This window comes from Novipirellula rosea (assembly GCF_039541335.1).
Lineage (GTDB): Bacteria > Planctomycetota > Planctomycetia > Pirellulales > Pirellulaceae > Novipirellula > Novipirellula rosea.
In genome coordinates this window covers 1-23,111 of the sequence record NZ_BAABGA010000009.1, presented here as the reverse complement: position 1 = coordinate 23,111, position 23,111 = coordinate 1, and the positions used below count along the sequence as shown (strand labels likewise).

At 55.9% G+C, this 23,111-nt stretch carries 21 protein-coding genes; 9 read left to right on the top strand and 12 right to left on the bottom strand.

All coding sequences use genetic code 11. The annotated features are described in order from the left end of the window. Positions 1-14 precede the first annotated feature (14 nt). Entirely contained in the window at positions 15-1,070 is a 1,056-nt protein-coding gene (locus ABD971_RS03185) for a pentapeptide repeat-containing protein (RefSeq protein ID WP_339942154.1), read from the top strand. A 57-nt stretch (positions 1,071-1,127) separates the two neighbouring features. Here the strand turns inward: ABD971_RS03185 and ABD971_RS03180 are convergent, their stop codons facing one another. Together ABD971_RS03180 and ABD971_RS03175 are read right to left on the bottom strand one after the other, a co-directional pair. Then, a complete protein-coding gene (locus ABD971_RS03180) occupies positions 1,128-1,835 on the bottom strand; it encodes a V-type ATP synthase subunit I domain-containing protein (RefSeq protein ID WP_339942153.1) in 708 nt (235 codons plus the stop codon). Continuing rightward, positions 1,813-2,547: a uroporphyrinogen decarboxylase/cobalamine-independent methonine synthase family protein gene (locus ABD971_RS03175; protein ID WP_345319339.1), complete on the bottom strand. Its 735-nt coding sequence runs from the start codon at positions 2,545-2,547 to the stop codon at positions 1,813-1,815. The genes ABD971_RS03180 and ABD971_RS03175 overlap by 23 nt, the downstream gene beginning before the upstream one ends. 56 nt (positions 2,548-2,603) lie before the next feature. Here ABD971_RS03175 and ABD971_RS03170 point away from each other — a divergent pair, with 56 nt between their 5' ends. After that, positions 2,604-3,143, top strand: coding sequence for a hypothetical protein (locus ABD971_RS03170; RefSeq protein WP_339942151.1), 540 nt, complete (start codon positions 2,604-2,606; stop codon positions 3,141-3,143). Here ABD971_RS03170 and ABD971_RS03165 read toward each other — a convergent pair. The 7 genes from ABD971_RS03165 to ABD971_RS03135 form a co-directional block, all read right to left on the bottom strand. Beyond that, positions 3,121-3,363 carry a hypothetical protein gene (locus tag ABD971_RS03165; RefSeq protein WP_339942150.1) on the bottom strand — a complete coding sequence of 81 codons (243 nt, stop codon included), beginning with the start codon at positions 3,361-3,363 and terminating at the stop codon, positions 3,121-3,123. The two genes, ABD971_RS03170 and ABD971_RS03165, sit on opposite strands and share 23 nt — an antisense overlap. A 319-nt stretch (positions 3,364-3,682) precedes the next feature. Further along, positions 3,683-5,254: an AAA family ATPase gene (locus tag ABD971_RS03160; RefSeq protein WP_339942149.1), complete on the bottom strand. Its 1,572-nt coding sequence runs from the start codon at positions 5,252-5,254 to the stop codon at positions 3,683-3,685. Continuing rightward, positions 5,247-5,459, bottom strand: coding sequence for a hypothetical protein (locus ABD971_RS03155; protein ID WP_339942148.1), 213 nt, complete (start codon positions 5,457-5,459; stop codon positions 5,247-5,249). The genes ABD971_RS03160 and ABD971_RS03155 overlap by 8 nt, the downstream gene beginning before the upstream one ends. A gap of 323 nt (positions 5,460-5,782) precedes the next feature. Further along, complete coding sequence (locus ABD971_RS03150) at positions 5,783-6,019, bottom strand: hypothetical protein (RefSeq protein WP_339942147.1); 237 nt, start codon at positions 6,017-6,019, stop codon at positions 5,783-5,785. Further along, the gene (locus ABD971_RS03145) at positions 6,003-7,379 is read right to left on the bottom strand and encodes a hypothetical protein (protein WP_345319334.1); all 1,377 of its coding nucleotides are present in this window, start codon (positions 7,377-7,379) and stop codon (positions 6,003-6,005) included. Before ABD971_RS03145 ends, ABD971_RS03150 begins: the two co-directional genes overlap by 17 nt. Beyond that, positions 7,333-8,682, bottom strand: a complete 1,350-nt coding sequence (locus tag ABD971_RS03140) for a phage portal protein (protein WP_345319332.1) — start codon at positions 8,680-8,682, stop codon at positions 7,333-7,335. Before ABD971_RS03140 ends, ABD971_RS03145 begins: the two co-directional genes overlap by 47 nt. A gap of 210 nt (positions 8,683-8,892) precedes the next feature. Beyond that, positions 8,893-9,090 carry a hypothetical protein gene (locus ABD971_RS03135; protein ID WP_345319330.1) on the bottom strand — a complete coding sequence of 66 codons (198 nt, stop codon included), beginning with the start codon at positions 9,088-9,090 and terminating at the stop codon, positions 8,893-8,895. A gap of 778 nt (positions 9,091-9,868) precedes the next feature. On the opposite strand from ABD971_RS03135, the gene ABD971_RS03130 reads away from it, so the two are divergent. From ABD971_RS03130 to ABD971_RS03105, 6 genes are all read left to right on the top strand, one after another. Beyond that, the gene (locus ABD971_RS03130) at positions 9,869-10,414 is read left to right on the top strand and encodes an RNA polymerase sigma factor (protein ID WP_345319328.1); all 546 of its coding nucleotides are present in this window, start codon (positions 9,869-9,871) and stop codon (positions 10,412-10,414) included. Continuing rightward, complete coding sequence (locus ABD971_RS03125; RefSeq protein WP_345319326.1) at positions 10,411-11,436, top strand: hypothetical protein; 1,026 nt, start codon at positions 10,411-10,413, stop codon at positions 11,434-11,436. Before ABD971_RS03130 ends, ABD971_RS03125 begins: the two co-directional genes overlap by 4 nt. 160 nt (positions 11,437-11,596) lie before the next feature. Further along, the gene (locus ABD971_RS03120; protein ID WP_345319324.1) at positions 11,597-13,006 is read left to right on the top strand and encodes a purple acid phosphatase family protein; all 1,410 of its coding nucleotides are present in this window, start codon (positions 11,597-11,599) and stop codon (positions 13,004-13,006) included. A gap of 5 nt (positions 13,007-13,011) precedes the next feature. Further along, positions 13,012-14,496 (top strand): sulfatase-like hydrolase/transferase, encoded by a 1,485-nt coding sequence (locus ABD971_RS03115; RefSeq protein ID WP_345319322.1) that lies wholly within the window; start codon positions 13,012-13,014, stop codon positions 14,494-14,496. Beyond that, on the top strand, positions 14,496-15,212 hold the full coding sequence (locus ABD971_RS03110) for a hypothetical protein (RefSeq protein ID WP_345319320.1): 717 nt from the start codon (positions 14,496-14,498) through the stop codon (positions 15,210-15,212). Before ABD971_RS03115 ends, ABD971_RS03110 begins: the two co-directional genes overlap by 1 nt. A 107-nt stretch (positions 15,213-15,319) precedes the next feature. Next, the gene (locus ABD971_RS03105) at positions 15,320-17,035 is read left to right on the top strand and encodes a YHYH protein (RefSeq protein WP_345319318.1); all 1,716 of its coding nucleotides are present in this window, start codon (positions 15,320-15,322) and stop codon (positions 17,033-17,035) included. 487 nt (positions 17,036-17,522) lie between these two features. Here the strand turns inward: ABD971_RS03105 and ABD971_RS03100 are convergent, their stop codons facing one another. From ABD971_RS03100 to ABD971_RS03090, 3 genes are all read right to left on the bottom strand, one after another. Further along, entirely contained in the window at positions 17,523-19,274 is a 1,752-nt protein-coding gene (locus tag ABD971_RS03100) for an LVIVD repeat-containing protein (protein ID WP_345319316.1), read from the bottom strand. 637 nt (positions 19,275-19,911) lie between these two features. Next, positions 19,912-22,179: a terminase gpA endonuclease subunit gene (locus ABD971_RS03095; RefSeq protein ID WP_345319314.1), complete on the bottom strand. Its 2,268-nt coding sequence runs from the start codon at positions 22,177-22,179 to the stop codon at positions 19,912-19,914. Next, positions 22,169-22,495, bottom strand: coding sequence for a hypothetical protein (locus ABD971_RS03090; RefSeq protein ID WP_345319312.1), 327 nt, complete (start codon positions 22,493-22,495; stop codon positions 22,169-22,171). The genes ABD971_RS03095 and ABD971_RS03090 overlap by 11 nt, the downstream gene beginning before the upstream one ends. A 129-nt stretch (positions 22,496-22,624) precedes the next feature. Here ABD971_RS03090 and ABD971_RS03085 point away from each other — a divergent pair. Beyond that, on the top strand, positions 22,625-23,111 hold a 487-nt coding region (locus ABD971_RS03085), incomplete at its 3' end, for an amidoligase family protein (RefSeq protein ID WP_345319310.1).

Genomic DNA, 23,111 nt, shown 5'->3' with positions numbered 1-23,111 from the left:
TTAGGTTTAAGTCGATGCGTCTGAATCTTAAAATTTCAAAGCTGTTATTCGCGATAGCTGCAGCAGCGGTTTTTCTAGCCTCACCGGCTCGAGCCGACACATCCACGCTTTCGACAGAGCTAGGCCCCCTTGTACGTGATATCGCAATAAGCCCTGAGTCGGATTTTTCAAGGCGCAGCCTAACCGGCAGCACCTTCGTGAGGTGCGATTTTTCGAATGCGCAATTTTGCTTTGCCGACCTTAATGGCGCCAGATTCTTTGAATGTGATCTGTCAAATGCCGATTTTACTGGCGCGAATTTGTCAGGTGCTGCGTTTACAGATTGCAATATTGAACGTGCAACATTTAATGATTCCTTTATTACTAACATCAAACCGGCAGACGGAGGTGCGTACGTGCGTTTCTATCTGTCAGAAAAGCAATTGAAGTCAACGAAGTCGTGGGCGATAAAGGATTTACGCGGCTACGAATTTCACCGCGAATCTTTGGGTGATTCACCTAGCCTAGAAGATTTCGATCTGCGCGGGGGATTCTTGGTCGGCGGTGACTTCACTGATGTCAGTTTTGAAAACGCTCGCATCGAAAGACTAAAGATTCGCGGCGATCTCTCTTTCACTCAACTGCAGTCTACTCATGAGGTTAAGGAAGGACGATTTCCAGCTGATTTTCATAGTCGATACGACATCAACCTGAGCGATCTTGATCTGACTACAGCAAACTTGATTTTTGCCAAAGATGTGAAAATCAAATTAGACAACGCCACATTGCGGGATTGCACTCTACAGTTCACCGGTCATGATGCCGTACGAAGTTTACAGGCATCTCGCTCTTTCAAGAAGCGATCATTGAAGAATGTAGTCTTCCGAAATGCAAGCCTCGACTCACTTATGCTGAATGGATTCGTGCTTCAAAACGTGTTTTTTTCAGGCTGCGATTTGAATCAGGTGTCCTTTTCAAATGCGGCTTGCGTTTCGGTGACAATCTCTCAATGTAAACGTTTTGACCTTTCACAATTGAGTGATAGCTGGAACAAGTCAGTCGACATGATGCAACTGATCAGACTTCAATAGTTGTGTATTGCTTATTCGATTTGGCTTGCGCGGTGTCATGGGCGATCCTAGCTGCTATCACGGTTCGAGCAGCCGTGACTCGATCGCGGAGAGTTTTTTCTCGAACTCGCCAACGGCTTCGTCCAGAGGTTTTCTCTTGGAGTTCAGGTCGGCCAAGATTCGTTCATGCTCTTCGACCTGCGATCGGTAGCGTTTTCGTTCCTGATCGAACAGCGTCACCTCGGCTTTCTCCTTGTCTTGTCGGATCCAGCTTTCGCGTTTGGTGATCTCTTCATCCAGGCAGGCCAGTTCCTGCTGGGCTTCGTGGAGGTATTCGAGGACCGAGTCGTACTCAGCGATAAGTTCGCGGTCTTCGCACGAATCACGCAGTTCGCTGCGGGCTTGGGTTGCTCGCTTGCGGATCGCTTTGATCTCGTTTCGCCGAATGTAGAGCGGCGACATTTCCTCTTCGTGCTTGGCGGTCATCGCCTCGAACGCCTGTTCGGCCTCGGAGATTTTTTGGTCCACCTTCACGGCTTCGTTTTCGAGTGGTTCGATCGCGTCCATGTCCGCTCGTAGCTTTCGCCGGCGGGCCAGCAGTTTGGCGTCGTCGCGAAGTTCGTCGAGCGTCTTCTTGTTGTCGGCCAGGACCGTGGCGACCTTGTCGTCGTCGGGTTCTTTGCCGTCGCAGATGTCGGCGACCAGCGTTTTGTAGTCGGACCATTTGGAAAGACGGCGTTGTTGTTGGCGACCGGCAATCTTATCAAGTAGTGATGTCAAGCTCATGGTTCATCCTTTGGCATTGGGATTGGGAATTAATCCAGGAACGTTGGTCGGCTTCGTAGACCGCTTTGAAAGCCGGCGGTGGGGTAAGCGAACAGATCTGCCGAAACGTCGCGGCACACAGCGTGTCGGCTTCGGCCTTGATCGCGTTGGCATACGTGGCGGCCGGTGACATGCCGTACCGCTCGGGGCTGTAGACTTCGTCGGCGCGGACGTCGTAACCAAGCGATCGGGCGCGGAAGTACAGGTGGTAGGCGATCCGCATGAACCGCGATTCATGCGTGGTCCACGGTGGCGTGGTTCCGTCGCCCTCTTCCTCGCGTGAAACGGCTTCGGCGACGCGGATCGCTTCGGCGCGGATGTATTGTTGGTTGTACGGACGCGGTTGGAACAGCGATGGCCGTTCGAGGATGTGAGCCAATTCGTGCAGCGTGGTCCCGAGCATCTTGTTGTACGTTCGCACGGGGAAGTCCCGCTCGATGTTCAGATTGCCAAGCACAATCACTGGCCCACGGATGCCTTCCCAATCGGCGAAGCAATGATGCAGGTGCATGTCGAGGCTGGGCGAGGTGTAGCCGTAGCAAACCGTGTGTCGGCCGAGCATTGGTGGCAAATTGGTTTGCGGCACGACCCACAGCGGCGAACCGGAGAGTTCGGCGGGCGCGACGGCGTAGCAGAGTTCTTTGGCGTCGGCGACAAGAGCGTCAATGTCCATAGTATTTCCTGTGATAGAATGCTGCATTTCAAATCCAACGCAGCACGAAGAAGTCAATGATCAACGTAGGAGAACAGCTGGTAGCGTCGTATTTGCGTTACATTCGCGATTGCGAATTCACGCAACTGAACCTCTATACGGTCGACTCCCAGGGTGAAATTGACGTTGTGGGGATCGACTTGGAAACAAGACGCCTCTTTGTCTGTGAGGTCGCAATACACCTCACGACTGGATTGCAGTACGTTAAGAACAAACGGCCGAACAACATTTCCAAGCTGACGCAGAAGTTCTCGCGCGACATTGAATATGTGAATCGATTCTTTCCGGACTACGAGAAGCATTTCATGCTTTGGAGTCCCGTCGTAAAGACCTCGAAAATTGGATCGATATACAATCAGATGGACCACATTGCACAAATCGATTCGAATATTCAGGCCGAGTATAGCATTCATTTGGAGATGATCATCAACGAGCGTTTCGAAGCGTGTTTGCGAGAAATGCGAACGTACGCATCGACGCAGACCGCAGAGTTGAAATGCCCAGTGATGCGTCTTTTCCAAATTGAAGCACACCTCACGAAACATCTCGGGAAATAGCTGCTAAATCGTCCTCCGTAATGATTGGCTCGCCAGCGCGAACCTTTGCTTCGAGTTGTTTGAGCCATCGCCATTCCCAGAGCGGCACCATGACGACGGATTGATCGCGATATCGTTGGATCACAAGTGGCCGATCGGTTTCGGCGACGTGCTGGTAGAAGTAGCCGAGCGAATCTCGCAAATGCGTGATCGGAATGGCCTTCGGTTCGTCTTCATCCATCCGCTGGCCTCCGAAAGTCGGACATGTACAACAATCAAACTCTGTCTATTAGTGCCGCTGTTCCCGCGGCCCTGCTGGGAAAGCGCATTTTTTTGGAGGACCCGTTCGTCCTCGCCGGTCGGCGTCCTTGGGCAACACGGCCGCACACGTCGGCCCGTGTCGCGTTTGGTTTGGTCTTTGGAGTTCTTGGTCGGGTGCTCTCCCGCTCGCGCACTTTGCCCCCGCGCTTGCGCGCACACGCAGTCCAAACCCTGGGGCGTGCCTCGCGCACGCACCCAGGGGGTACTAGGGGGTGTGTGCGCGCGCGAGCAGTCGGTTTTTACGGGTTGGTTTGGTCGGCCAAGTCAGGTTGTGGTTCGGTGGCGAATTGATGTTTCTGGTTCGACCCGAACCGCCAGCGGTGGACCAATCCTTCCGCCTCGGCCTGCTCGAGTAGCGTCTGGGCTTGGCGGCCCGAAACGTCGCTCGCCTTGGCTGCCGCTTTGATGACCACGGCAGTCTTGGGTTCGGCACCGACAAACTCGCTAGCGAATCGCTCGGCGGTCCATTCCGCCTTGGGTGGCTTCTCGGCTTTGGCTCTTCGTCGACGACCGTCTTGCTTGAGCGCGTGGGCCTGCAGTGATTCGTCGGGCGTCCAGACGGGGAAGTCCCAACGCAGGCAAAACGGATCGAGCGGTGGCCAAGAGCGAACTGCCGCATCGAGAACGATCGTGTCGTCCCGTTCATGCGGTCGAAGGACCAGGTGGGTGTCAGTCGCGCGGGCTTGGCTACCAGCGCCCGCACCAACGTCGGTGATGGATTTGTAGCTCTGGTTCCCCTTGCTCGTGTGGTGCACGAGAACGAAAGCGGATCCGAGCATTTCGGCGTACCGATCGATGGTGTTGTAGACGCCCGCCATCGCCGCATTGTCGTTCTCGTCCGAGTCCGCTGGCAGCATTCGATACAACGCATCGATGACGATCATCTTGAATCGTTCTTCGTAGACGTGATCGAAGTACGCACCGAGCGAACGGATGTCTTTGAGGTTGCCTCGCAAGTTGGAAACGAAAAGGTGGTCCGCGACGTCGGCGTCCGTGATCCCGCGCGCGGCCATGACCTTCGGGATACGGTGTGCCGACGTCGTCGGATGTAACTCGTTGTCGATGATCAGTACATCGCCACGCTCGGTCTCGAACCGATCGAGCCAAGGACGACCGGTCGCTACGGCCAGCGCCATATCGCTGGCCAACCAGGACTTACCGACCTTCGGCGGTGCAATGACGTTCATCGTTTCGCCGGCACGAAGCAGCCCGTGAATGACGGGACGCTTTAGCAGCGGGAAACGATCGAGCAAACGCCGCAGGCTGCGAGGCCGGATGTCGGCCTCCCTGGGCAACGTGTCGTAGGTCAGATCGAGCGAATCACGGATAGCATCGAGCGTCGCTTGCGTTTCGGGATCGATGGTTTCGTGCGGTCTTGGTGGAAGCGATATTTGGTCCGGTCTGATCAGTGCCTTGGCCCACCTTTGAACGCCGACATTCCAACCCGGCATGACCACGCTGCGGATCGTGCCGTTGTCGAAACCGGCCGCCGTGAAGTGCTGCCAACCTTCGATCGCGATCCAAGCGGCTTGTGCTTGCCCTCGCGTTTTGGAAGCTAATATCTCGTGACCAGGACCGAACAAGCAGGCGCCGTGATCATTGCCAACGATGGCTTGTTTCTTCGCCAACCTGCGGTCGTGCATGAAGCGTTCGAACAATCTCATCTGCGGCGATGTCCATTTCGGAACACCGTCGGCGGTCTTGGCAAACCACTTCCGATATTCCTTCTCGCCATTGACCAACAACGGAGTGATTGGATGGCATGGTCCGTCGTTGTAAAACCGAGTCGGTTCGTCTTGGCTATTAGCCATGGCCTGGCGACTCCGTTTCCGTGTTCACCGGTTCGTCCGCAGCCATTCGCTCGCGTTTTTCGTGGATATCAATCAGCACGCCCGCCCACGCTTCGGCAGCGTGATCGGGCAAAACCACTGGACCACCATCATTGGCTTTCACTTCGGCCTCGCCCGCTGGCTCGACATCGATCTTGTCAGTCAACGCATCCGTTGCGTTCGTCATGATGTTTGATTCCATTCGCGAAAAACGATCGCTCTCCCTGATTACCTATGCCGTTTGGAGAGCCGACTGCGCGCCCGAATAGCAGTTCTGGAGAACTTTCCTGCGAGACAGGTCGATGAATCGAATGTCCCTCCCCGGTTACCTATGCCGCATTTCGAGCAACGTGCGCGGAAGACCCGGCAGCGAAACTCAGCCGCCTACCTGTAGACCTTCCAGAAAAAGAAGCCAAAAGACGAGGGTCGAATCAACTTTCTCCGAAAAAGTATTCCGCTCATGCTTTGAGCAAACGATGGGTTTGGAGCTGGGCGGCTTGCTGGTCGATGTTAGCACTCGGTTGGTAGCCAACCCTTGCGCGGAACACACTGAAGCAGGTTCTGTTGCCCTGCTCGATGCAAGTGCGTTTTGACCGTCCCGTAGTTGCGACCCAATTTCTCGGCGACATCCATCGTCCGAACTGGCGTTTCGCCGTCAAACATCTCGCGAACCGTTGCCGCGACTTTCTCCGGTTCGGAAGGCGGTCGGTCGAGATCGGCTTCGGTGAACTCAAGCACATACCGCATAGTTTTGCTCCGACAACTTGCCGTGCTTCAGTTCCCCATCCGGGGCGACTTGCTCAAAACCGCCGGTTCCAAGCAAACGATACCGTGCGACCTCTTTAAAGTCGGTCACAGTTCCGATGCTACACAAATCAAACGCAGCGATCGGCGTGTTTTGGTATGCCGCCAGCAACGTCTTGTTCATGACGTTTTCCATGATCGACGGCAAGCTCATCGAGGAGAAACCGGCACGGATGGTGGCGGTTCCGTCCCCGAACACTCGCGGCACTTCGATGCCTTCCATGCGAGCACATTCGGCGACCAGTTCACGCAAACCGATATGTCGCAGCGGATCTGCGGCGTTGAGAGTCTTCTCGCCGTAAGCGGCTAGCAGTTGTTTTTCCTCGATCCCTACGGACAGACACGCGGCGGCCTCGAGGACTTCGCGGCTGTAACGCGGTGAGTTTTGGGTTTGCTCTGGAGCTTTGGGACGTTCACTTCGTAGTACGGCGAGTTCCGTCTTGGTGGTGGACCAGCCTTGCTCGATCGCGTCAGCTTCGATGTCCGCATGGATTCCCGCACAAAGTTTCCGAATGCCGGCAATGCGGCGAGATTCGGCCGCGGCCTCGGCACGCATTTCGTCAACCGGTGAGATTGGCTTGGTTTGTTTCGGCTCGGTCTTTGGCTTCGTGCTCATATTCAAACTTGCGTTGACGGGTTCGAGGTCGTCCGTGGATTGGGTTTCGTCAGCTTCGGTTTCATTTGGTCCGTCGCCATCCGCTAGCCCCGCCGCCACACGTGCCTCGGTGTTGTCGTCGGCGCCGAGGGCGACGAATGAAACTTCGCCGAGCGTTGATTTGCGAGCGATGTAAAGTGGACCGATGTGTTCGCGACCGTTTGCCTTCGCGGTCTTGCCCTCCGGAATAAATACCACCTTGTCCGCACTCGCTCCGAGCGAGGCCTGCCACGGAAATCCGTTTTCGCTGGTCGCGATCACTTCTTGGGCCGTTTCGCCGACACCTGAGATCACGCCAGCGACCTGCAAGGCTTTGTCCGTGATCGTGATGTCGTCGGTATGTCCAACAATGCTGCCGCGATCATGATCTTTCAGAATCGGCCGTGACTTGCGAGTCACTCGCATGCCGGCCAGATCGACGACCACCGGATAGGGCCACCCGCCCAGCCGCATCGCACCGCCGGTGTACGCCGTCATCGAGAACTTGCGTAGTGACGGTTTGTCCTCCCCTTCGGCCGGCGTTTCAGCGGCTGCCAAAGTGATCGTGGCGGCATCGTCACATACGATACGCAGCGAACTGGGGACGGATTCGGCTTCCGCTTCAAGCGGTTTGGGGTTCTGCGTCTTCGGCATGGTCTTCCGTGACATCGGGTTCGGATGGGGAATCAGTTTCGGACTCGATCGTCAGACCGAGGTCACGCATCAGGGCGATTTCTTTTGCACGTTGTTTAAGTTCCGTCTCCCAGTCGCGCCCCTGCCGCGCAAATTCGATGGCCAGAGTCGTCGTATGACTGGCGAGACGGATTTTCTGGGCGTTGGCCTCTTTGGCTGGATCGACGTGTTCGTGACCATCCCAAAACCATTGATGCTCAAATGTGGAATCCAGCGTGCGAAGCGAATGGGGCAGATAGCCCTCGATCAGAATGGCTTCGCGAAGCCAAGCGTGCAGGATGCGGTCAAGCACCACACGAGCGAGTTGCGTTTGTTCAACGCGGATCGATTTGAAATAAGTTTGGTGATCGAGTCGCCCGCTGGCGTAGTTGTATCCCGAGGAATTTCCAGCGGCGACGTTGAACGGCATGTTCAAGCAGCGGGCGATTTCATTGAGAATCTCTTTCTTGAACTCCGCGTAGGTCGTCGAAGGTTGTTCCGACTTCATCTGAGCCATCTTCCAGCCGCCCGGCATCGTCAGCAGCATTCGTTTTTCGAGTTCGATCGGTTCGAAAGGTTCGGCGGCATCGGCTTCACCATTGGCCGGCGCATCGGTGTAGAGAATGCCGGCGAACTCGGCGGCCGTTTCAGCAGCCGAAAGCACCGCGAGCGTGAACCGGCGGAGTTGTGCGAACAGCGGCAATGCTGGCGTAATGTCCGGGATGCCTCGAATTTGTCCTGGACGGTCACAGCGAAAGTAGTGCAGCACTGCGGCGGACGGCACGGTGTCGTATTCTTCATCGACCATAAACATGCCGTCGCCTGGATGTTGGCGAAGGATGTCGTAGGTGACCGGATTGCCGGCTTCATCGAAACGGATGCCGTCGAGGTAACGACGCGTCTCGGGCGTAAGCGTTGGAGTCGCGACTTGATCGGCTTCAAATAGTCGCAGGTCCAAGTTGACGGGTGCGTCGATTCGATCGTTGCTGGTCAGTAACCCAAACGACTCACCATCGGCGACACGGGAAAGCCGCATCGTTCGCAGCTTTTCGGCCAGGCCAATCGCCTCGGCCCACGCGAAGAACTCCGCTTCAACAAAGCGATTTGCGGCGTCGTCGGCCGTAAGCATCTGCAATCGCGGGCCCGTGCCAACGACGTCATTCGCGAGCGTTAATGTAATCCCGCGAGCGTAGCTGTTATTCGCGACCTCATATCGCGAACGATTGCGAAGTGTTCGCCGCACGTCGGGTGAGTTTGCAGATGCCGCCGACAATCCGTCAGCCTGCGACCAATGTTTCATGTTGTCGAGCGTTGTATTCGCCGCGTCGTACTTTGCACGAAGCCGCGAAAAGAAGGGCTGCCGGGGCGAGCGTCCTGGCGTGGATGAGGAGCGAGAAGCTCCGCCGCGCCATGCTTGCTCGATTATCCCTGACAAACGCTTCAACATCCGTGTTGATATCCTATTGCCGTCCCCGGCAGCCCTATACGCATCGCGATACGAAAAGAAAGATCAGCCAGCCGATGGCGGCACGATCTTGTTAAAACGCAAACCGCGATTTGCTTTGCGAACCGCTTCCTTGCCAGCGAGATGCTTGTCCGCAGCGATTTGCTCGGTCAGCTTGTGCTGCTCGACACTTCCAGCGTCGCCAGACGCCTTTGCCGGTCCCGATGCGTTCTCTCGTATTTCGTCTTGCAGATCGTCAGCCACAGTCTCGGTCGCTCTGAGGGAAGTTGTCTCTCTACTCCTTGAGCTACTCCGGAGGCGACCAAACTGGCGGATGAACGCACAAACTTTTTCGATTTCGCGTTCGCTACCGCATTCCGGCAAAGTTGAAACACGCGACAGTGACGGACTGCTTAAGGTTTCGAGCACGCACGCTCGGAATTGGTCATGTTCGACGTAGAACTTCGGGTGTCGGTCATCGGGCGATGCAAGCAGCAGGCCGAAATCGATTCGGTGTCACGCACCTCCTGCAGTTAGGAGATCCTCTAAAATGCTGAGGGTTGTCCAACCTCGTTCAGTTTGATAGTACCGGAACTCGCGTCGGTCGATGAAGCCGGAACCTGCTGGAAAACACACCGGCGTCGGCCGCCGGTGCACCGCACAGAATCGTGAAAAGCCGCTTCGGTGTCCTGCACCTACTGCAGTTCGGCGATCGCTAAAAATGCTGAGGTTGGTCTAATCTCGGCCAGTTGAGAGTGACCAAGCGGAGACTTCCAATGGAAATAACAACGCCCTTAGATTGTGATGGCTTCACCGCAACTTAACTCGCTGTGCCATTTCAATTCGACCTCCTCCCGTTTGCGAACGACGGACCATTGCAGCATCATTGCGCAGCGAACGTGCTTGACGAAGCAAGGAATGCTGCAAATTGATGTGGACCGAGCTTAGGTTTTCAGCGTTCTGCCGGTTTTTTGTCCCCAAATGGCCCAGTCGCGACAGTAAGGGTGTCGTCAGATTTGGCAAACCATCATTGGACGTTGTTTTGGACACGAAAGCACGAACAGCATTTGAGATTCTGGCCCGCGAAAATTCGCGGATGCTGATGGTGTATCTGCGTAGTCTGGTCCGCGATGAGGCCGCAGTCGATGACCTGTTTCAGGAAGCCATGGTCGTCGCTTGGCGGCGACTCGATGAATGCGATTTGGACCGTCCATTTGGGCCGTGGCTTCGAGGAATCGCTTCGCGATTGGTGCTGGCTCACTACCGGAAACGGAAAACGGCTCCAGTGCTGCTGCATGAGGCGGTGCTGCAGGTGGTGGACCGGCACTTTGAGAACATCAACCTGTTGGCGGGCGACACGTGGGACGACAAAGTTGCTGCTCTGCGTGAATGCATCGATGCGTTGCCCGAACGGCAGAAGTCGGTGATCGGCGGCAGGTACTTTGATGGTCTGTCCGCTGCGGAAGTGGCTGAGCGATTCGAGTTGTCGCTGGAAGCGTGCAAAAAGCGGCTTCAGCGTGGTCGCGCGATGTTGGCCGAGTGTTTGAAGACGAAGGGCGTTTTGGCGGCGTCGGAGGCGACATCATGAACGATCGGATCGACGATTTACTTTCGGACTGGCTGGATGATGCGGATGAAAGTCCTGAAGGCAATAGCGATGTGCCTATAAGCGAAGCGAGTGAGACTGTTGCCCAGTCGCTGCTGATTCATGGCATGCTGGCAGATATCGGCAGCCGCGACGACGATTCTGAGGCCGAGCGCATCCACGCAGTGATGCAGCGGATCGATGCAGAATTTGCGGCGGATTCTGTGAATGTTGCGCTAAAGAGTGTGCCGCTTAGTCGACGCAGGTTTGCGATTTTGACGTCGGCTTTGACGATCGCGGCCGCTGTGATGGTGATGTTCGTTGTGTTTGGCCCGCACCAAAGTGTGTCGGCGGCAATGGCTTCGCTTGAGAAGGTGGTGGAAGCAGCGGCTAAGCCGTTTGACCGCACCTATAAAGTTCGCGTCGCCCAAGAGTATCCGCGTGATAAGCGTCCGCGAAATCTCTCGCAGGAGGCGTGGGATCGCGAGGCACCCGAGCAAATCGACGGGGCGACGATTCATGTACGTGGTGCTGATGAATACGTGATGACCGTGTTGCTGAAGACGGGCGAGACAAGAACCTCTGGTTGCGACGGTCAGGTCAGTTGGTCGTTCCGCGAAAACGGACCAGTGCATGTCTCCACGGATTTGAATCGCTTCCGCGGTGGAATGCCGGGCAATCAGCAGGATATGCCGTTCCTAAATATTCACGCCAACCTGTCACAGTTGAAAATCGGGTTTGACGTTGAACTTGCAGATGAGCAGGAAACGGGTGCCGACGGCACGTTGCTTTCGCGGCTCACCTGTATTCGCAAATCAAGCGACGTTCGCGGTCCCAAACAGGTTGACGTCTGGTTTGACGCTGAAGATGGAACGGTTCACAAGATGCTGCTTGATGGTCTTCCGCGAGGCCGAGGTGGCCCGAAGAGCGTGATGCTGGAGTTGGTGGACCAATCCGAACTGGCTTCAGATTTCTTCTCGCACGACGCGCATCACGAACCCGGTCGGAGAATCAAAAGTGAATAATCTTCGCCGATATCTTTTCCTTTTCGACTTTGCGACTTTGCGTGAGACTCTGCTTTCCTGCGTAAAGTTTGTGCACGCAAAGACGCGAAGACGCAAAGGTTTCGGTCGGTGGGGCATTTTTGTTGCTGCCCTGATGATTCTATGTGGGCAGATCGATGCGATGGCTCAAAAGCAACCACGCGGCGGCAGCAGGCTCGGGGGCTACACAGAACCACCGTCAGCGAACAATGTTCCCGACCATCCGTTCAATATCATCGTGGGGCGACTCACGGACAACAGCGGGACCGTTCGCGTACTGTTTCACAGCGATGTGAAAGCATATGTGGCCTATGGCGATCAGGCAGGAAGGCTGTCTAGCAAAACGGCCGTTCAACGTCTTGCCGCCGGTGAACCATTCGACTTTGTGATCGATTCGCTCGCGAGGAACACTCGCTACTTTTATCGCGTGATGTATCAGGGTGACGGCCGAAACCAGCAGACCGACGAATTTTCGTTTCACACGCAGCGAGACAACGGTAGCTCTTTTGTCTTTACCGTGCAGGCCGATTCCCATCTGGACGAAAACACCAGTGGCGATGTCTACCTCCGAACGTTGGAAAACGCTCTGGCGGATCAGCCCGACTTCCACTTTGCTCTGGGCGACACGTTCATGACGGGCAAATACGTGAAGCCCGAATTGTCGGAGCCGCAGTATCTGGCTCAGCGATACTATCTCGGCCACCTGTGCCATTCCGCCGCGTTGTACTTCGCTTTGGGAAATCACGACGGCGAATCCGGTAACCGTGGTTCAAACGTCTGGGCGACAACGACTCGCAAACGTTACCTGCCGAATCCTGTTCCGAATGACTTCTTCACGGGCAACGACAGGCTCGAACGGGAAGTTGGTTTGCCAGAGAACTACTACCAGTTCGAATGGGGTGACGCTCAATTCATTGTGCTTGATCCGTTTCGACACACAACAACGCGCTCTCGCGGCGGAAACAGCGACAACTGGTACTGGACGCTCGGCGAGTATCAATACCAGTGGCTGAAACAGTCGCTGGAAGAAAGTGATGCGAAGTTGCGGTTTGTGTTTCTGCATCACTTGGTCGGTGGCAGTGACCGCAATCAACGTGGCGGCAAAGAGGCGGCTCCGTTCTGGGAATGGGGTGGGAAAGGTGCTTCTGGGAAGGACGAATTTGCACAGCATCGTCCCGGCTGGGGGAAGCCCGTTCATCAGATGCTGGTTGATCACGGCGTGAATGTTGTCTTCCACGGTCACGATCACATGTTCATCAAACAAGACCTTGACGGCATCGTCTATCAGCTTGTTCCGCAACCGGGACATCCACGATCCGGAACCAAGAGCGCCGCCGAATACGGCTATCTGGGCGGCGAAATCCAGGGCAGTAGCGGACATGTTCGAGTTCGCGTCAATGCCGACTCGTCTCGCGTGGATTATGTCCGAGCGTATTTGCCGTCGGCTGAAGGCGGGAGTCAGCGAAACGGTGATGTGAGCTATTCCTACCTGCTGGATGGAAGAGAATCACGCAAAGGCGCGAAGGCGCAAAGAAAGGAAAACGAGAGATGAGATTGATGAAAAAACTTTGCGTCTTTGCGCCTTTGCGTGAAACCTTCCTCCTGCTTTCTTCGCTCGTCTGTGCCGCCTCATCCGCCGCGGCAGAACGTCCGAACATCGTGTTCATGATGTCCGACGATCAGGCTTGGAACGGACTATCCGTCCCCATGCACCCTGATCTCGAATGGTCGAAGAGTTCGATCGTTGACACGCCGAACCTCGAAAAACTGGCGGCGCAAGGGATGCGATTCTCGGCGGCCTATGCTCCGGCATCCGTATGTTCGCCAACTCGAATCAGTCTGCAAACGGGCAGAAGTCCGGCGGCGATGCATTGGACCAAAGCGTCCAGTAGCGTCACCGCAGCGGATGGATACAAGATGATCGGGCCACGCAACATTCGCGAAATTGACCGCAAGGATGTTACTATTGGTGAACTGCTTCGTGATGCCGGATACGCGACCGCTCACTATGGCAAGTGGCACATCAATGGCGGCGGCCCTGCCGCTCATGGATATGACGAAGGCGATGGCGAGATTGGCAACGAGTACGCTCACCAGTACGGCGACCCGAACCCCGCAGACATCTTTGGCATGGCAAAGCGGACCGTGGCCTTTATGGAGAAGAACAAGCAAGCGAACAAACCGTTCTTCATTCAGATGTCGTGGCATGCCTTGCACGCACCACAAAACGCGATGAAAGAAACGCTTGCCAAGTACGCGCAGCGGATGAACACCAGTGTCGAAGAGAAACGCGTTGGCAGTGCAGCGATCGCAGAGAATCTGGACACCGGAGTCGGCATGGTCGTTGACGCGATCGACCGGCTCGGGCTGGCGGACAACACTTTCGTGATCTACATGTCCGACAACGGTAGCGGTGGCGGAGGTGGCGGCAAGGGAGGCAAAGGCGGGGCACGCGGCGGTCTGGCTGGCGGCAAAGGCGGCGTCTGGGAAGGCGGCATTCGCAGTCCGATGATCATTCGCGGCCCCGGCATTCCAGCCGATTCATGGTGCCATGAACGAGTCGTCGGCTACGACTTCTATCCGACCTACTGCGAATGGGCCGGTATTCCTAGATCGAAACTGCCTCCGGGCATCGAAGGCGGCAGCATTGCCGGCCTGCTCGATAACGGCACGGGAACCGTCAAACGTCCGCGTGAAGAAATGGTGTTTCACTTCCCGCATTATCAAGGTGGTGACGGTCCCCATTCGGCCTTGTACCTCGGCAATCACAAGCTGATGAAATTCTACGAAGACGGTCGGCTTGCCTTGTTCGATATGAATACGGACATCTCAGAACAAAACGATCTGTCGAAACAGTTGCCTCAGAAGGCGAAAGAACTGGACGGCTTGCTGGTGAAGTATCTCGACGACGTTGACGCCCAAATGGCGATTCCAAATCCGCAGTACGACCCGAACCAAGCACCGGTCGCACGTAAGGGAGGCGGTGGCGGAAACAAGACCAACAAGACAAAGAAGCCAACTCCGAACAGGAAAAAGAAGTAATGAATCGAATTCCATGCATGTTGGCTGCGATTCTGTCTGTGTCGGGCGTTCTAACAACCGCGAATGCCCAACAGCCACCACGAAAGCCTCGCATCGACGACACCATCAAAGCCAACGTCTACGCGGACAATTCGTTCAAGCTGTACATCAACGGAGAACTGGTCGCCGTCGATTCCATCTCGTTTGTTCCCCACAATGTGGTATCCGTTGATGTGTTGCCAGCTTATCCGATGACGATCGCAGTGATGGGTATTGACAACGCCGACCCCAAAACCGGGATGGAATACGCCAACACGAATATCGGCGATGGCGGCTTCATCCTAAAACTAGGCGACGGCACCGTGACCAACGCGACATGGAAAGCGAAGAAGTTTTCATGGGGGCCGATTGGTGGCGACACAAAGAACCCACGAGTCGAAAATATCACGCTACCGAAAGACTGGTTCGCGATCGACTTCGATGACAGCAGGTGGCCCAATGCCAAAGAGTTCACCGAAGAAGAAGTCGGACCGAAGGAGCCGTTCTTTGAACACGACTTCACGGGAGCGAAGTTCATCTGGTCTGAGGACATCAAGCTCGACAACCTCGTCCTGTTTCGCACGGTTGTGAAGTCGCCACCCGACGGGAAAGGCCGACCCGATTTTCGTGGTTTGACTAACGTCGTTCCGGAAGGAGGCGGTGGACGCCGAGGCGGAAAAAGAAGCGACGTTAAATGAATTCTCAAGCCAAGGCGCCAAGGCGCAGAGGTTTTATCTCGCAGTTCATTCTTTGCGGCTTGGCGCCTTTGCGTGAGACCACTGAATATTTACGAACAGGATAATCAATGCACAAAATCATCACCACGCTCGGATTGCTCGTTGCAGTGCCCAGCCTGACAGTCGCTCATGAAGGGCATTCACATGCGCCTTCGGCTCAAACGGAGCAGAAGATCATTCGGCTCAACACAGAGCGGCCGAAACACCATCTGGTCGTATTCCAAAATGCGACGGAGCCGAAAACACCCGATTTGGCCAAGCTGTTTGAGCCGTTCAATAAAACAGTCAACGTTCGTTTCGATCAAAACTTCCTGTACATTGAATCGACAGGCATGCCCGATCATCCCATGATGACCGGCATCACAGCGTGGCAACAACAAGTTCCTCTGCCTCAGTCGTACACAGGCAACAACGCGTGGAGAATTCCGCTACACCCGGTTCCCGCGAAGAACCCGATGTCGACGAAGGAGCATTTCTTTCGTGGCGCGATTGCATTAGCGGTCAACGGCGTACCAATCTTCAATCCGATCAAGAACGATGGAAAGACAGACACTCTTCTGGCCGGTGAACTCGATCAGTGGGGCGGGCATTGTGGGCGAGCCGACGACTACCACTATCACATCGCTCCCGTGCACCTGGAAAAGATCGTCGGTGCCGGAAACCCGATTGCGGTGGCTCTCGATGGCTATCCGATCTACGGCTACAACGATCCGAACGGCAAGCCGCCAACGAATCTCGATTGGTTGAACGGACACAACGGCCCGAACGGCGAGTATCACTACCATGCAACGAAAACGTTCCCCTATTTAAACGGTGGCTTCTACGGCGAAGTGGTTGAACGCGACGGCCAGGTCGATCCTCAACCGCGGGCACAAGGTGTTCGGCCATCGCTTCCTGGTCTGAAAGGGGCAAAGATCGTCGGGTTTGAGAGGCCGAAGCCGGGCAGCTTCATTGTGCGTTACGAAGTTTTCGGAGACCCACGCTCCGTCGAGTACACGGTCGCCACCAATGGATCGGCGACGTTCAACTTTGTTTCAACGCAAGGAACGAAGACTGAGAACTATACGCCACGTCAAGGACGTGGTGGCGACGGTCGTCGGAATGCCCAACGCCCAGAGTCACAGCGTCCAACCGGCAATGAACCGCAAGGCAATCAAGGTCCTGGCGAAGGCGGCGGACGCCCTGATGGTGGTAGGACCGGTGGTGATCCAATCGTCGCGGCGTTGGATGTAAATGGCGACGGCAAAATCGACAAGGCAGAACTTCGCGAAGCCGCAGCCGCACTACGCAAGCTCGACACCAATAAAGATAGCCAGATCACGGCAGACGAACTTCGAGGCCCCGGTGGTCAGCGGCGCGGTGGCGAAGGTGGCGGACCGCGTGGTGAAACGCCTCCGGGACAAGCTGGCGGTCCGAAGGGGCCACAACCGGGCGATGGTCCCCGTCAACCGTGGATTCTGGTTCATGCCGATGAGATTGATATCGATAAGAACAAGATCATCAGCCGAGACGAAATCGTTGGCGAGGCCACCAATGCCTTTGCGGGTTATGACGCGAACAACGACGACAAGCTGAGCGCTGCCGAACTGAGCGGTCGAGGCGGTTCACGAAGTGCGATGGGCGGATTCCTGAAAGGACATTCCAAAGAAATTGACCGCGACGGAGACGGCATCCTGACTCGCGCCGAAGCCATCGGCAACGCGGAGCGAATGTTTGCCAAGATGGACATCGATGGCGACGGCAAGATCACATCGGAGGAAATTGAAGCGTCGCGACGCAAATAATCAAATGCTCCCGCAAAGACGCTTAGAAACGGAAACAGCGTGTGAGCACGAAGCCTTATCCTATCTGAACCGAAAATCTGTTTCGAGTCATGTACTCAATTTCGTTTTGCAGTAGGTTAGAAAACGCAAGCAAAGCGTTAAGTTCGGCGGGTATGACTGATCAGTCGGAACATATTAGGGTGCGTCCTCCGCCTTACATGTTCTTGAAATTTTCCCTGTAAGATATGAAAGTTGCATCGACCGAACGGAGTTCGGTCGGGGTGAAACTCGCGTCGGTGTCTTCAGAATCCGGGCACCGACGCGCCGAAATGGTCCTCACCGAAAGTGCTCCGGTTTCATCAACCGGTAGCTCTAACCAGACAATCCGCGGTCGGCCACCGGAACACTGCAACCGACCGGCAGCTCCCGAAAAAGAGTCCGCGTACCATTTCTTTCCCGGGTAAATTGAATTGCGCTCGCAACAGAGCGATGTGTTTTGGGTTGATGACTACTCGGTTCCCTCGACCTTCTCCGTATAGCGAATCACTTGCAGTGCTCTCGCTCCCTTGTCGTCATCGACCGCGACAAACGCCAGCTCTCCGAAGATGTCTACCCCGTTTGCCCGCCCCTTTGTTTGGTAATAACCGACACGGCGTACGTTCTGAGGTTCCGAAACGTCAAGCACTACAATGCCCGCTGCGCGATCAGCAAGCACTGCCAAATCGCCGGAGACGGAGACGTCCTGAGCTCCACCCGTCGATCTGTAGACTCCTGTCTGAACGGGAGCCATTGGGTCCGAAGCATCGATGATCTGCAACCAGGAGGCACCACCATGCATCGAAGTTGCGATGTAAGCCGTTGCCCCGACAACGTCGACCCCTCTTACCCAACGCCCCCGCCCCACGAAATTGCTTCGCGTCACAAGCGTTTGCGGACTCGTCGCGTCAGCAATGCGAAGCCCCCCCGCGTTTGCAAGATAGATTGTCGATCCCGCGACAGCGATGTCGTAGTTGCTTAAGCCCTTAGGCGTACTGTGCGACGCAAGCAGCCTCGGACTGCTTGGATCAGATACGTCGATCACGTGGAATTGCTGTGTATCCGCATGGCCGTTCCAGTTCGCGGCGAACACCAGTTTTCCCGAACGGTGGACAATCTCTGGTGGGTTACCCGGCAACTTACAACTGCCGAGTGCCGAAGGTGTCTCTGCATTCTGGATATCCCAGCTCTGAATGGTCGCGCCGTTGACGGACCACGCTGTATTTGATTCGGCTGCGATCAATCGCGACTTTTCGGGAAGACGGAACCATTCAAAAAGAACAAGTAATGGATCGTCGTTAAACATCCGTGATACGACTTCACGCTGTTGAATGATGATCCTGTCACCATCGACCTCGACCACTCGTGCCTCGCCACCGATAATACCAACCAGTTGGGCACCCGGCTTTTGGATCAATTGTTCCCGATCAACACCGACATCGCTTGCCTTGGGCTTGCGGATCGCTGTTCCCACTAAAAATGCCTCTTGATCCGAGCCGCTAACCTTAGCGCGGAGCTTTTCACCTTCCGAAACCAAATCGACGTTCAGCAGTCCAAACATGCCGCCGTCGAGGATCCAACGGAGTCCGTCAGGCGTGCTCTGAACCTGGTCGACCCTTTTCTGCGGTCCCTTCATCTCGAACCCGCTGTGGCCCACGATAAGATCCTCATCTGATTCCGTCACGACCATTCCCAGACGAATAGCCCTGGTCGACTCGGCATTCACTCGCCGCAACGAGAGCTCCCATGCACCGAAGAACTCGCGAGCTTGCACGACCGTCTTTTTCGATTCAACCAACTGCTTCGGCGCGGGGGACGCATCGGTCACGGGGACTCGGTGAGCCGTGATGGATTGCCTACGTAGCGTATCGCCCTCACCGGTTACAACAGACCCACTCATGGTTTTGCCAAGTACTGTTAGCTCGACTCGGACTTCTAGAGGCTTGACTCCGTATCGAATTCTCAGGACATCTTCTTCGAGGTTCACGCGGTTGGTCGTGACTGCGCCCGCACCACTTCGCAGCGTTACTTTCCAGACGTCTGGTTGATGATCAATCTCGACATCGACCGACTCGGGTGACAGGCGTGAGTCGACGGACATCACCCACGCTCCAACTATTTCCGAAGGCCCCAGCGCACTGAGAGAATCGGGTGAAATCGCGATCATCGCGACTGCCAGAAAGCTCATGAGCGCCGAGCGAAGCGGAAGAGAAGCAACCATCATTTGAATATCAATCTAGAGGTGATGCGGGCAAGCGCGGCTCATGATAACGATTCAAGAGTCAAGCACGACGCGCTGGCAAATTACTGCTGACCAGGTGATTCATTTCCTAGTTGAGATCTATGATCGGACAGGAGTTCACCAGCGACTCGGCGCACGATGCTCAAAATCGCAAGATGTGCTGGTAACTTCACGGTACCGACGCGAACACGAACCGGCAGAAGACGAAGCAACTGAAGGAAAACGGACGGTGTACTACAGGCGAGTCAAAACCCGAAGTCACTTCATCGTCCGGATTCAATCGCACTACGGGGCATCGACCATACAAGTCTTCCTCGTATCATCCAAAAGAGCCCACTGTTACGCGAATGCCGCGCGATGTTTTTGGGAATTACTGCGCTAAATTTGTCCAAGAGGCACAGGAAGATCGGGAAAGATCGGACCGCGTAACGGACATGAAACCGCCCTTGATTGGCCGTCGCCACGGTCTTGTTCGGCGCGGCGGGTGCATCGACCGCTGGCATGAAGATCGCGGCCGACATTGCAGCGGTGTTTATTAAATGAGACACCGACGCGCCGAAACGGGCATCTACGAAAGACTGCGGTTTCATCGGTCACAGTGGGCTTTTGGATTGCTAGATTAACTTCTTTTCTTGCGTTGAAGCTCACTGAAACTGACTCGCTTACGTTTAGGCTGTGCGGGGACATCCGTGCCGAAGAGAAGTGCACCCTGCATGGACCCTGCGACGGCAGAGCCGACGAGACAGTCGAGCCAGTGGTTGTCGGGCTGCTCTGGCCTGGCTTTCCATTCGTCCACAGTGCGGCCGCGACCTTCGGTGCGGACGTAGTATTCGGCGGTGGCCTGTTCGGCGAACATCCGATGTTGATCTGGACGGTCGCCAAAGATGGATAGACAACCTCGGTCGCCCATAGCGACGGCGAGCCTGGCATGGGTGAAGGACTTCCACCAGTTAGTATCGTAGATCACGTGGCGTATCGCCCGTTTTCCATGAATGGTCGGGACTCGCCAGTTGAGTCCAACTCGATCTCCTGGCCGGCGTTTGTATTCGCTGAACGGATTCGACGACGCACCGACGAAGCGACCGTGCGAGGGCAATAGGACCGATGCGTGGGGACTTTGCCGACAGAATTGATAGACGACGTTGGTGGAGTGTCCCCAGTTTGCGTCGACCAGACAGCGACCGATCTTCATCGCTGCACCGTCGTCTCGTTGCCACTCTTGACCAAGCAGTTCGCCCGTCAATGCCTGGAGGCCGGCATAGATGCTGCCTTCGAGTCCGGTGCCTTCGGCGGCAGACGCAAGTGTATGACGGGCATCGCGAAGCGTGAAGTACGATCGTTGCTGATCAGGGTACGTTCCATAGTCGACGACATAGCCAGTAAAGTCGTCTTCCCAGGCGGCGACGACGTAGAACAGCAGCTTGCCTTGAACATCGATGAATGCAGTCAGATGGTTGCCGGCGATCGGGACTCGGCGTCGCGGTAGGTTGTTGATCTTGGCGGCGACTTGGTCCGCAGTTAGCTGATCGGCGCCGACGGTTTCTTCCGGTAATGGTTCGTTCTGGTACTCGGCAAAGAATGCAGCTTCGTCCTGAAGTCTCAGGTTCATTGCATGCTGGATTGCCGACAGTTCGTCATGGTTGAATCGTTCCTTCCAGGAGACATCCGCGCCGGCATCCATGGCATCGCGATTTTGGCGATAGAACTCGGTTCCGGCCGCGCCGCCATCTCCCGCACGCAGACCCTCTGCTCGGACTTCGGCGTAACGCTGCCATAGCGATTCGTTGCTCGGAAACGCATTGACCATGCGAGTTCGTTCACCGTTCCATTCCGGGTGTAGATCGCGGTTGAGAATATTGTCTGCCATGTCACCGGGGCGAATGATCGTACAAGGCATGATGCCCGAGATCTTTTTGCCGGGGCCGGCAAGTCCGAGCACCGCGCCGGCAAGGATGGCTTCGCGGTTGGCACATTGGGACAATGAACGAGCTGACTCATCGGTTTGTGGGTCATCCAAGACGACAAGCGATGGTCGGACGGTTTTGCCGTCGGGACGTTTGAACTTCATGCCGCGAATGCGGCCGGTTAGGCCGGCGACCTTGATGATCGCGCCACTGGCTTTGCTGCCGGCGATGGTCGGCAACACTATTTCCTTGGCCGTCCATCCAATCTGTGTCCGCTTGCCTTGAAAGAGTTGTCCGTTAGCGCGGTTAGAAATTCCATCAAGGGCTTGGATGGGGAAGCAAACTTCAGGGTAGTCGGCTGCGAGCAGATCGTTGCTATCGAATTCAGTTTTGATCGAATCGAGCATGTCGCAGGCGTGGCCTTCGTCGCTGCCGATCAGACAGACAAAGTCGCGGTAGCCATTAAGCACTGCCCAGATGCAAGCAACTTCAGCGAGTGAACTCTTGCCGCTGCCGCGAGCCATCGCCAAAGAGAACAAGCCGCCGCAGACGACCGCCATTTCGATCTTGTTGATTACCTTCAAGTGGTCCGGCGACCACGCAAGGTGAAACGTCATTCGAAAGTAGGCTTCACAGAAAAACCGGAATGAACCGGCCGCCTTGGCTTTTCGCTCGGGATCATCAACCGCCGGCAACTCTCCGATGTCGCGACCGGCAAGTGCGATCGCAGCGTTGCGTGCGCGAGCACTCTCTTTGAGCTTCGCATACGGATCGGCCTCGGAAACTCGTTTCGGTGCGTGACGTTTCTCATGGAGCCAATCGGCGTACGCTAGCAGGTCGACGTGCCGACCATCGCCAATGCGATTTCCCGCCTCGACTCGGTGCCGATGCAATTGGCGTTCATTGATCACGGTGCCAAGCGGCGTTGAGTTGAGTAGCCGACAGCACTCGCTCGGCTTCAGTTTGCGTGGGTCATTCGCCACGGCCGGCCTCCTTGAGCATCCATGCGGTATAGGTCAGCAGGTTCAGCCGACCGGCGGTGTTTGTCGGTGCGCCGGCTTCGATGTCGGTTTCGATCTCCACGACCGAGACCTTTCGTCGGCGCAATTGGGAAAACAACGCGGCCGTCTGTTCGGCGGTCATCGCATTCGGGTTCAGTTCTTTGTTATCGCCTTCCATGGCGGGCTCCGTGGGAAGAATCGCGACTGCGCAAACACGTTGGCGACTGTGCGGCAGGATTGCATGTTTGGCATGATCGGCCGCATGTTTCGGTCGGCCACAGGGGGCCAAAACTGGCAACGTGTTGGCGTAAAAAGAAAATTGGAGATTACTGGAACATTACTGCCGAGATTGCCTTGAGGTGTCTCAAAACGCATGGCTCATGTGTGTCAACGCAAACGAATTACACACGCCTTTCGGAGACACGCCATGCACGCCAACGACATCGCCTTTGGTATCGAAATCGAAACCCACATGCCCGGAAACGACGCCACGCCGATCGGCGGCTACCACAACGGATTGCCGGTCGCTTGGTTGCCGGCGGGTTGGACAGCAGAACGCGACAGTAGCATCCGCACACCGGCCGGCCGTAAACCCTGCGAATTCGTATCGCCGGTCCTTCGCGGACACGAAGGATTGCGAACGGTCGAAACCGCGGTTGACGCGATCCGGGATCGAGGGGCGCGGGTCAACGAATCCTGCGGCCTTCATATCACCATCTCTTGGAACGGCGACGCGGCGGCCTTGGCTCGCCTGATTTCGCTGATCGCGAACCACGAAAAAGCCATCTACGCTTCGACGGGAACGCGACGCCGCGAACGCAACCAATGGGCGAAACAAATCAAAACCTACGGAACGAAGGAAGCGGCCAAGACTCGCTGCGAACGAGACCGCTACCATCTTCTAAACCTGACGC

Bases quoted from the DNA above. Each gene is read 5' to 3' on its own strand.
- ABD971_RS03185 (WP_339942154.1), top strand. From the start codon at position 15: ATGCGTCTGAATCTTAAAATTTCAAAGCTGTTATTCGCGATAGCTGCA.
- ABD971_RS03180 (WP_339942153.1), bottom strand. From the start codon at position 1,835: ATGAGCTTGACATCACTACTTGATAAGATTGCCGGTCGCCAACAACAA.
- ABD971_RS03175 (WP_345319339.1), bottom strand. From the start codon at position 2,547: ATGGACATTGACGCTCTTGTCGCCGACGCCAAAGAACTCTGCTACGCC.
- ABD971_RS03170 (WP_339942151.1), top strand. From the start codon at position 2,604: ATGATCAACGTAGGAGAACAGCTGGTAGCGTCGTATTTGCGTTACATT.
- ABD971_RS03165 (WP_339942150.1), bottom strand. From the start codon at position 3,363: ATGGATGAAGACGAACCGAAGGCCATTCCGATCACGCATTTGCGAGAT.
- ABD971_RS03160 (WP_339942149.1), bottom strand. From the start codon at position 5,254: ATGGCTAATAGCCAAGACGAACCGACTCGGTTTTACAACGACGGACCA.
- ABD971_RS03155 (WP_339942148.1), bottom strand. From the start codon at position 5,459: ATGACGAACGCAACGGATGCGTTGACTGACAAGATCGATGTCGAGCCA.
- ABD971_RS03150 (WP_339942147.1), bottom strand. From the start codon at position 6,019: ATGCGGTATGTGCTTGAGTTCACCGAAGCCGATCTCGACCGACCGCCT.
- ABD971_RS03145 (WP_345319334.1), bottom strand. From the start codon at position 7,379: ATGTCACGGAAGACCATGCCGAAGACGCAGAACCCCAAACCGCTTGAA.
- ABD971_RS03140 (WP_345319332.1), bottom strand. From the start codon at position 8,682: ATGAAACATTGGTCGCAGGCTGACGGATTGTCGGCGGCATCTGCAAAC.
- ABD971_RS03125 (WP_345319326.1), top strand. From the start codon at position 10,411: ATGAACGATCGGATCGACGATTTACTTTCGGACTGGCTGGATGATGCG.
- ABD971_RS03120 (WP_345319324.1), top strand. From the start codon at position 11,597: ATGGCTCAAAAGCAACCACGCGGCGGCAGCAGGCTCGGGGGCTACACA.
- ABD971_RS03115 (WP_345319322.1), top strand. From the start codon at position 13,012: ATGAAAAAACTTTGCGTCTTTGCGCCTTTGCGTGAAACCTTCCTCCTG.
- ABD971_RS03110 (WP_345319320.1), top strand. From the start codon at position 14,496: ATGAATCGAATTCCATGCATGTTGGCTGCGATTCTGTCTGTGTCGGGC.
- ABD971_RS03105 (WP_345319318.1), top strand. From the start codon at position 15,320: ATGCACAAAATCATCACCACGCTCGGATTGCTCGTTGCAGTGCCCAGC.
- ABD971_RS03100 (WP_345319316.1), bottom strand. From the start codon at position 19,274: ATGATGGTTGCTTCTCTTCCGCTTCGCTCGGCGCTCATGAGCTTTCTG.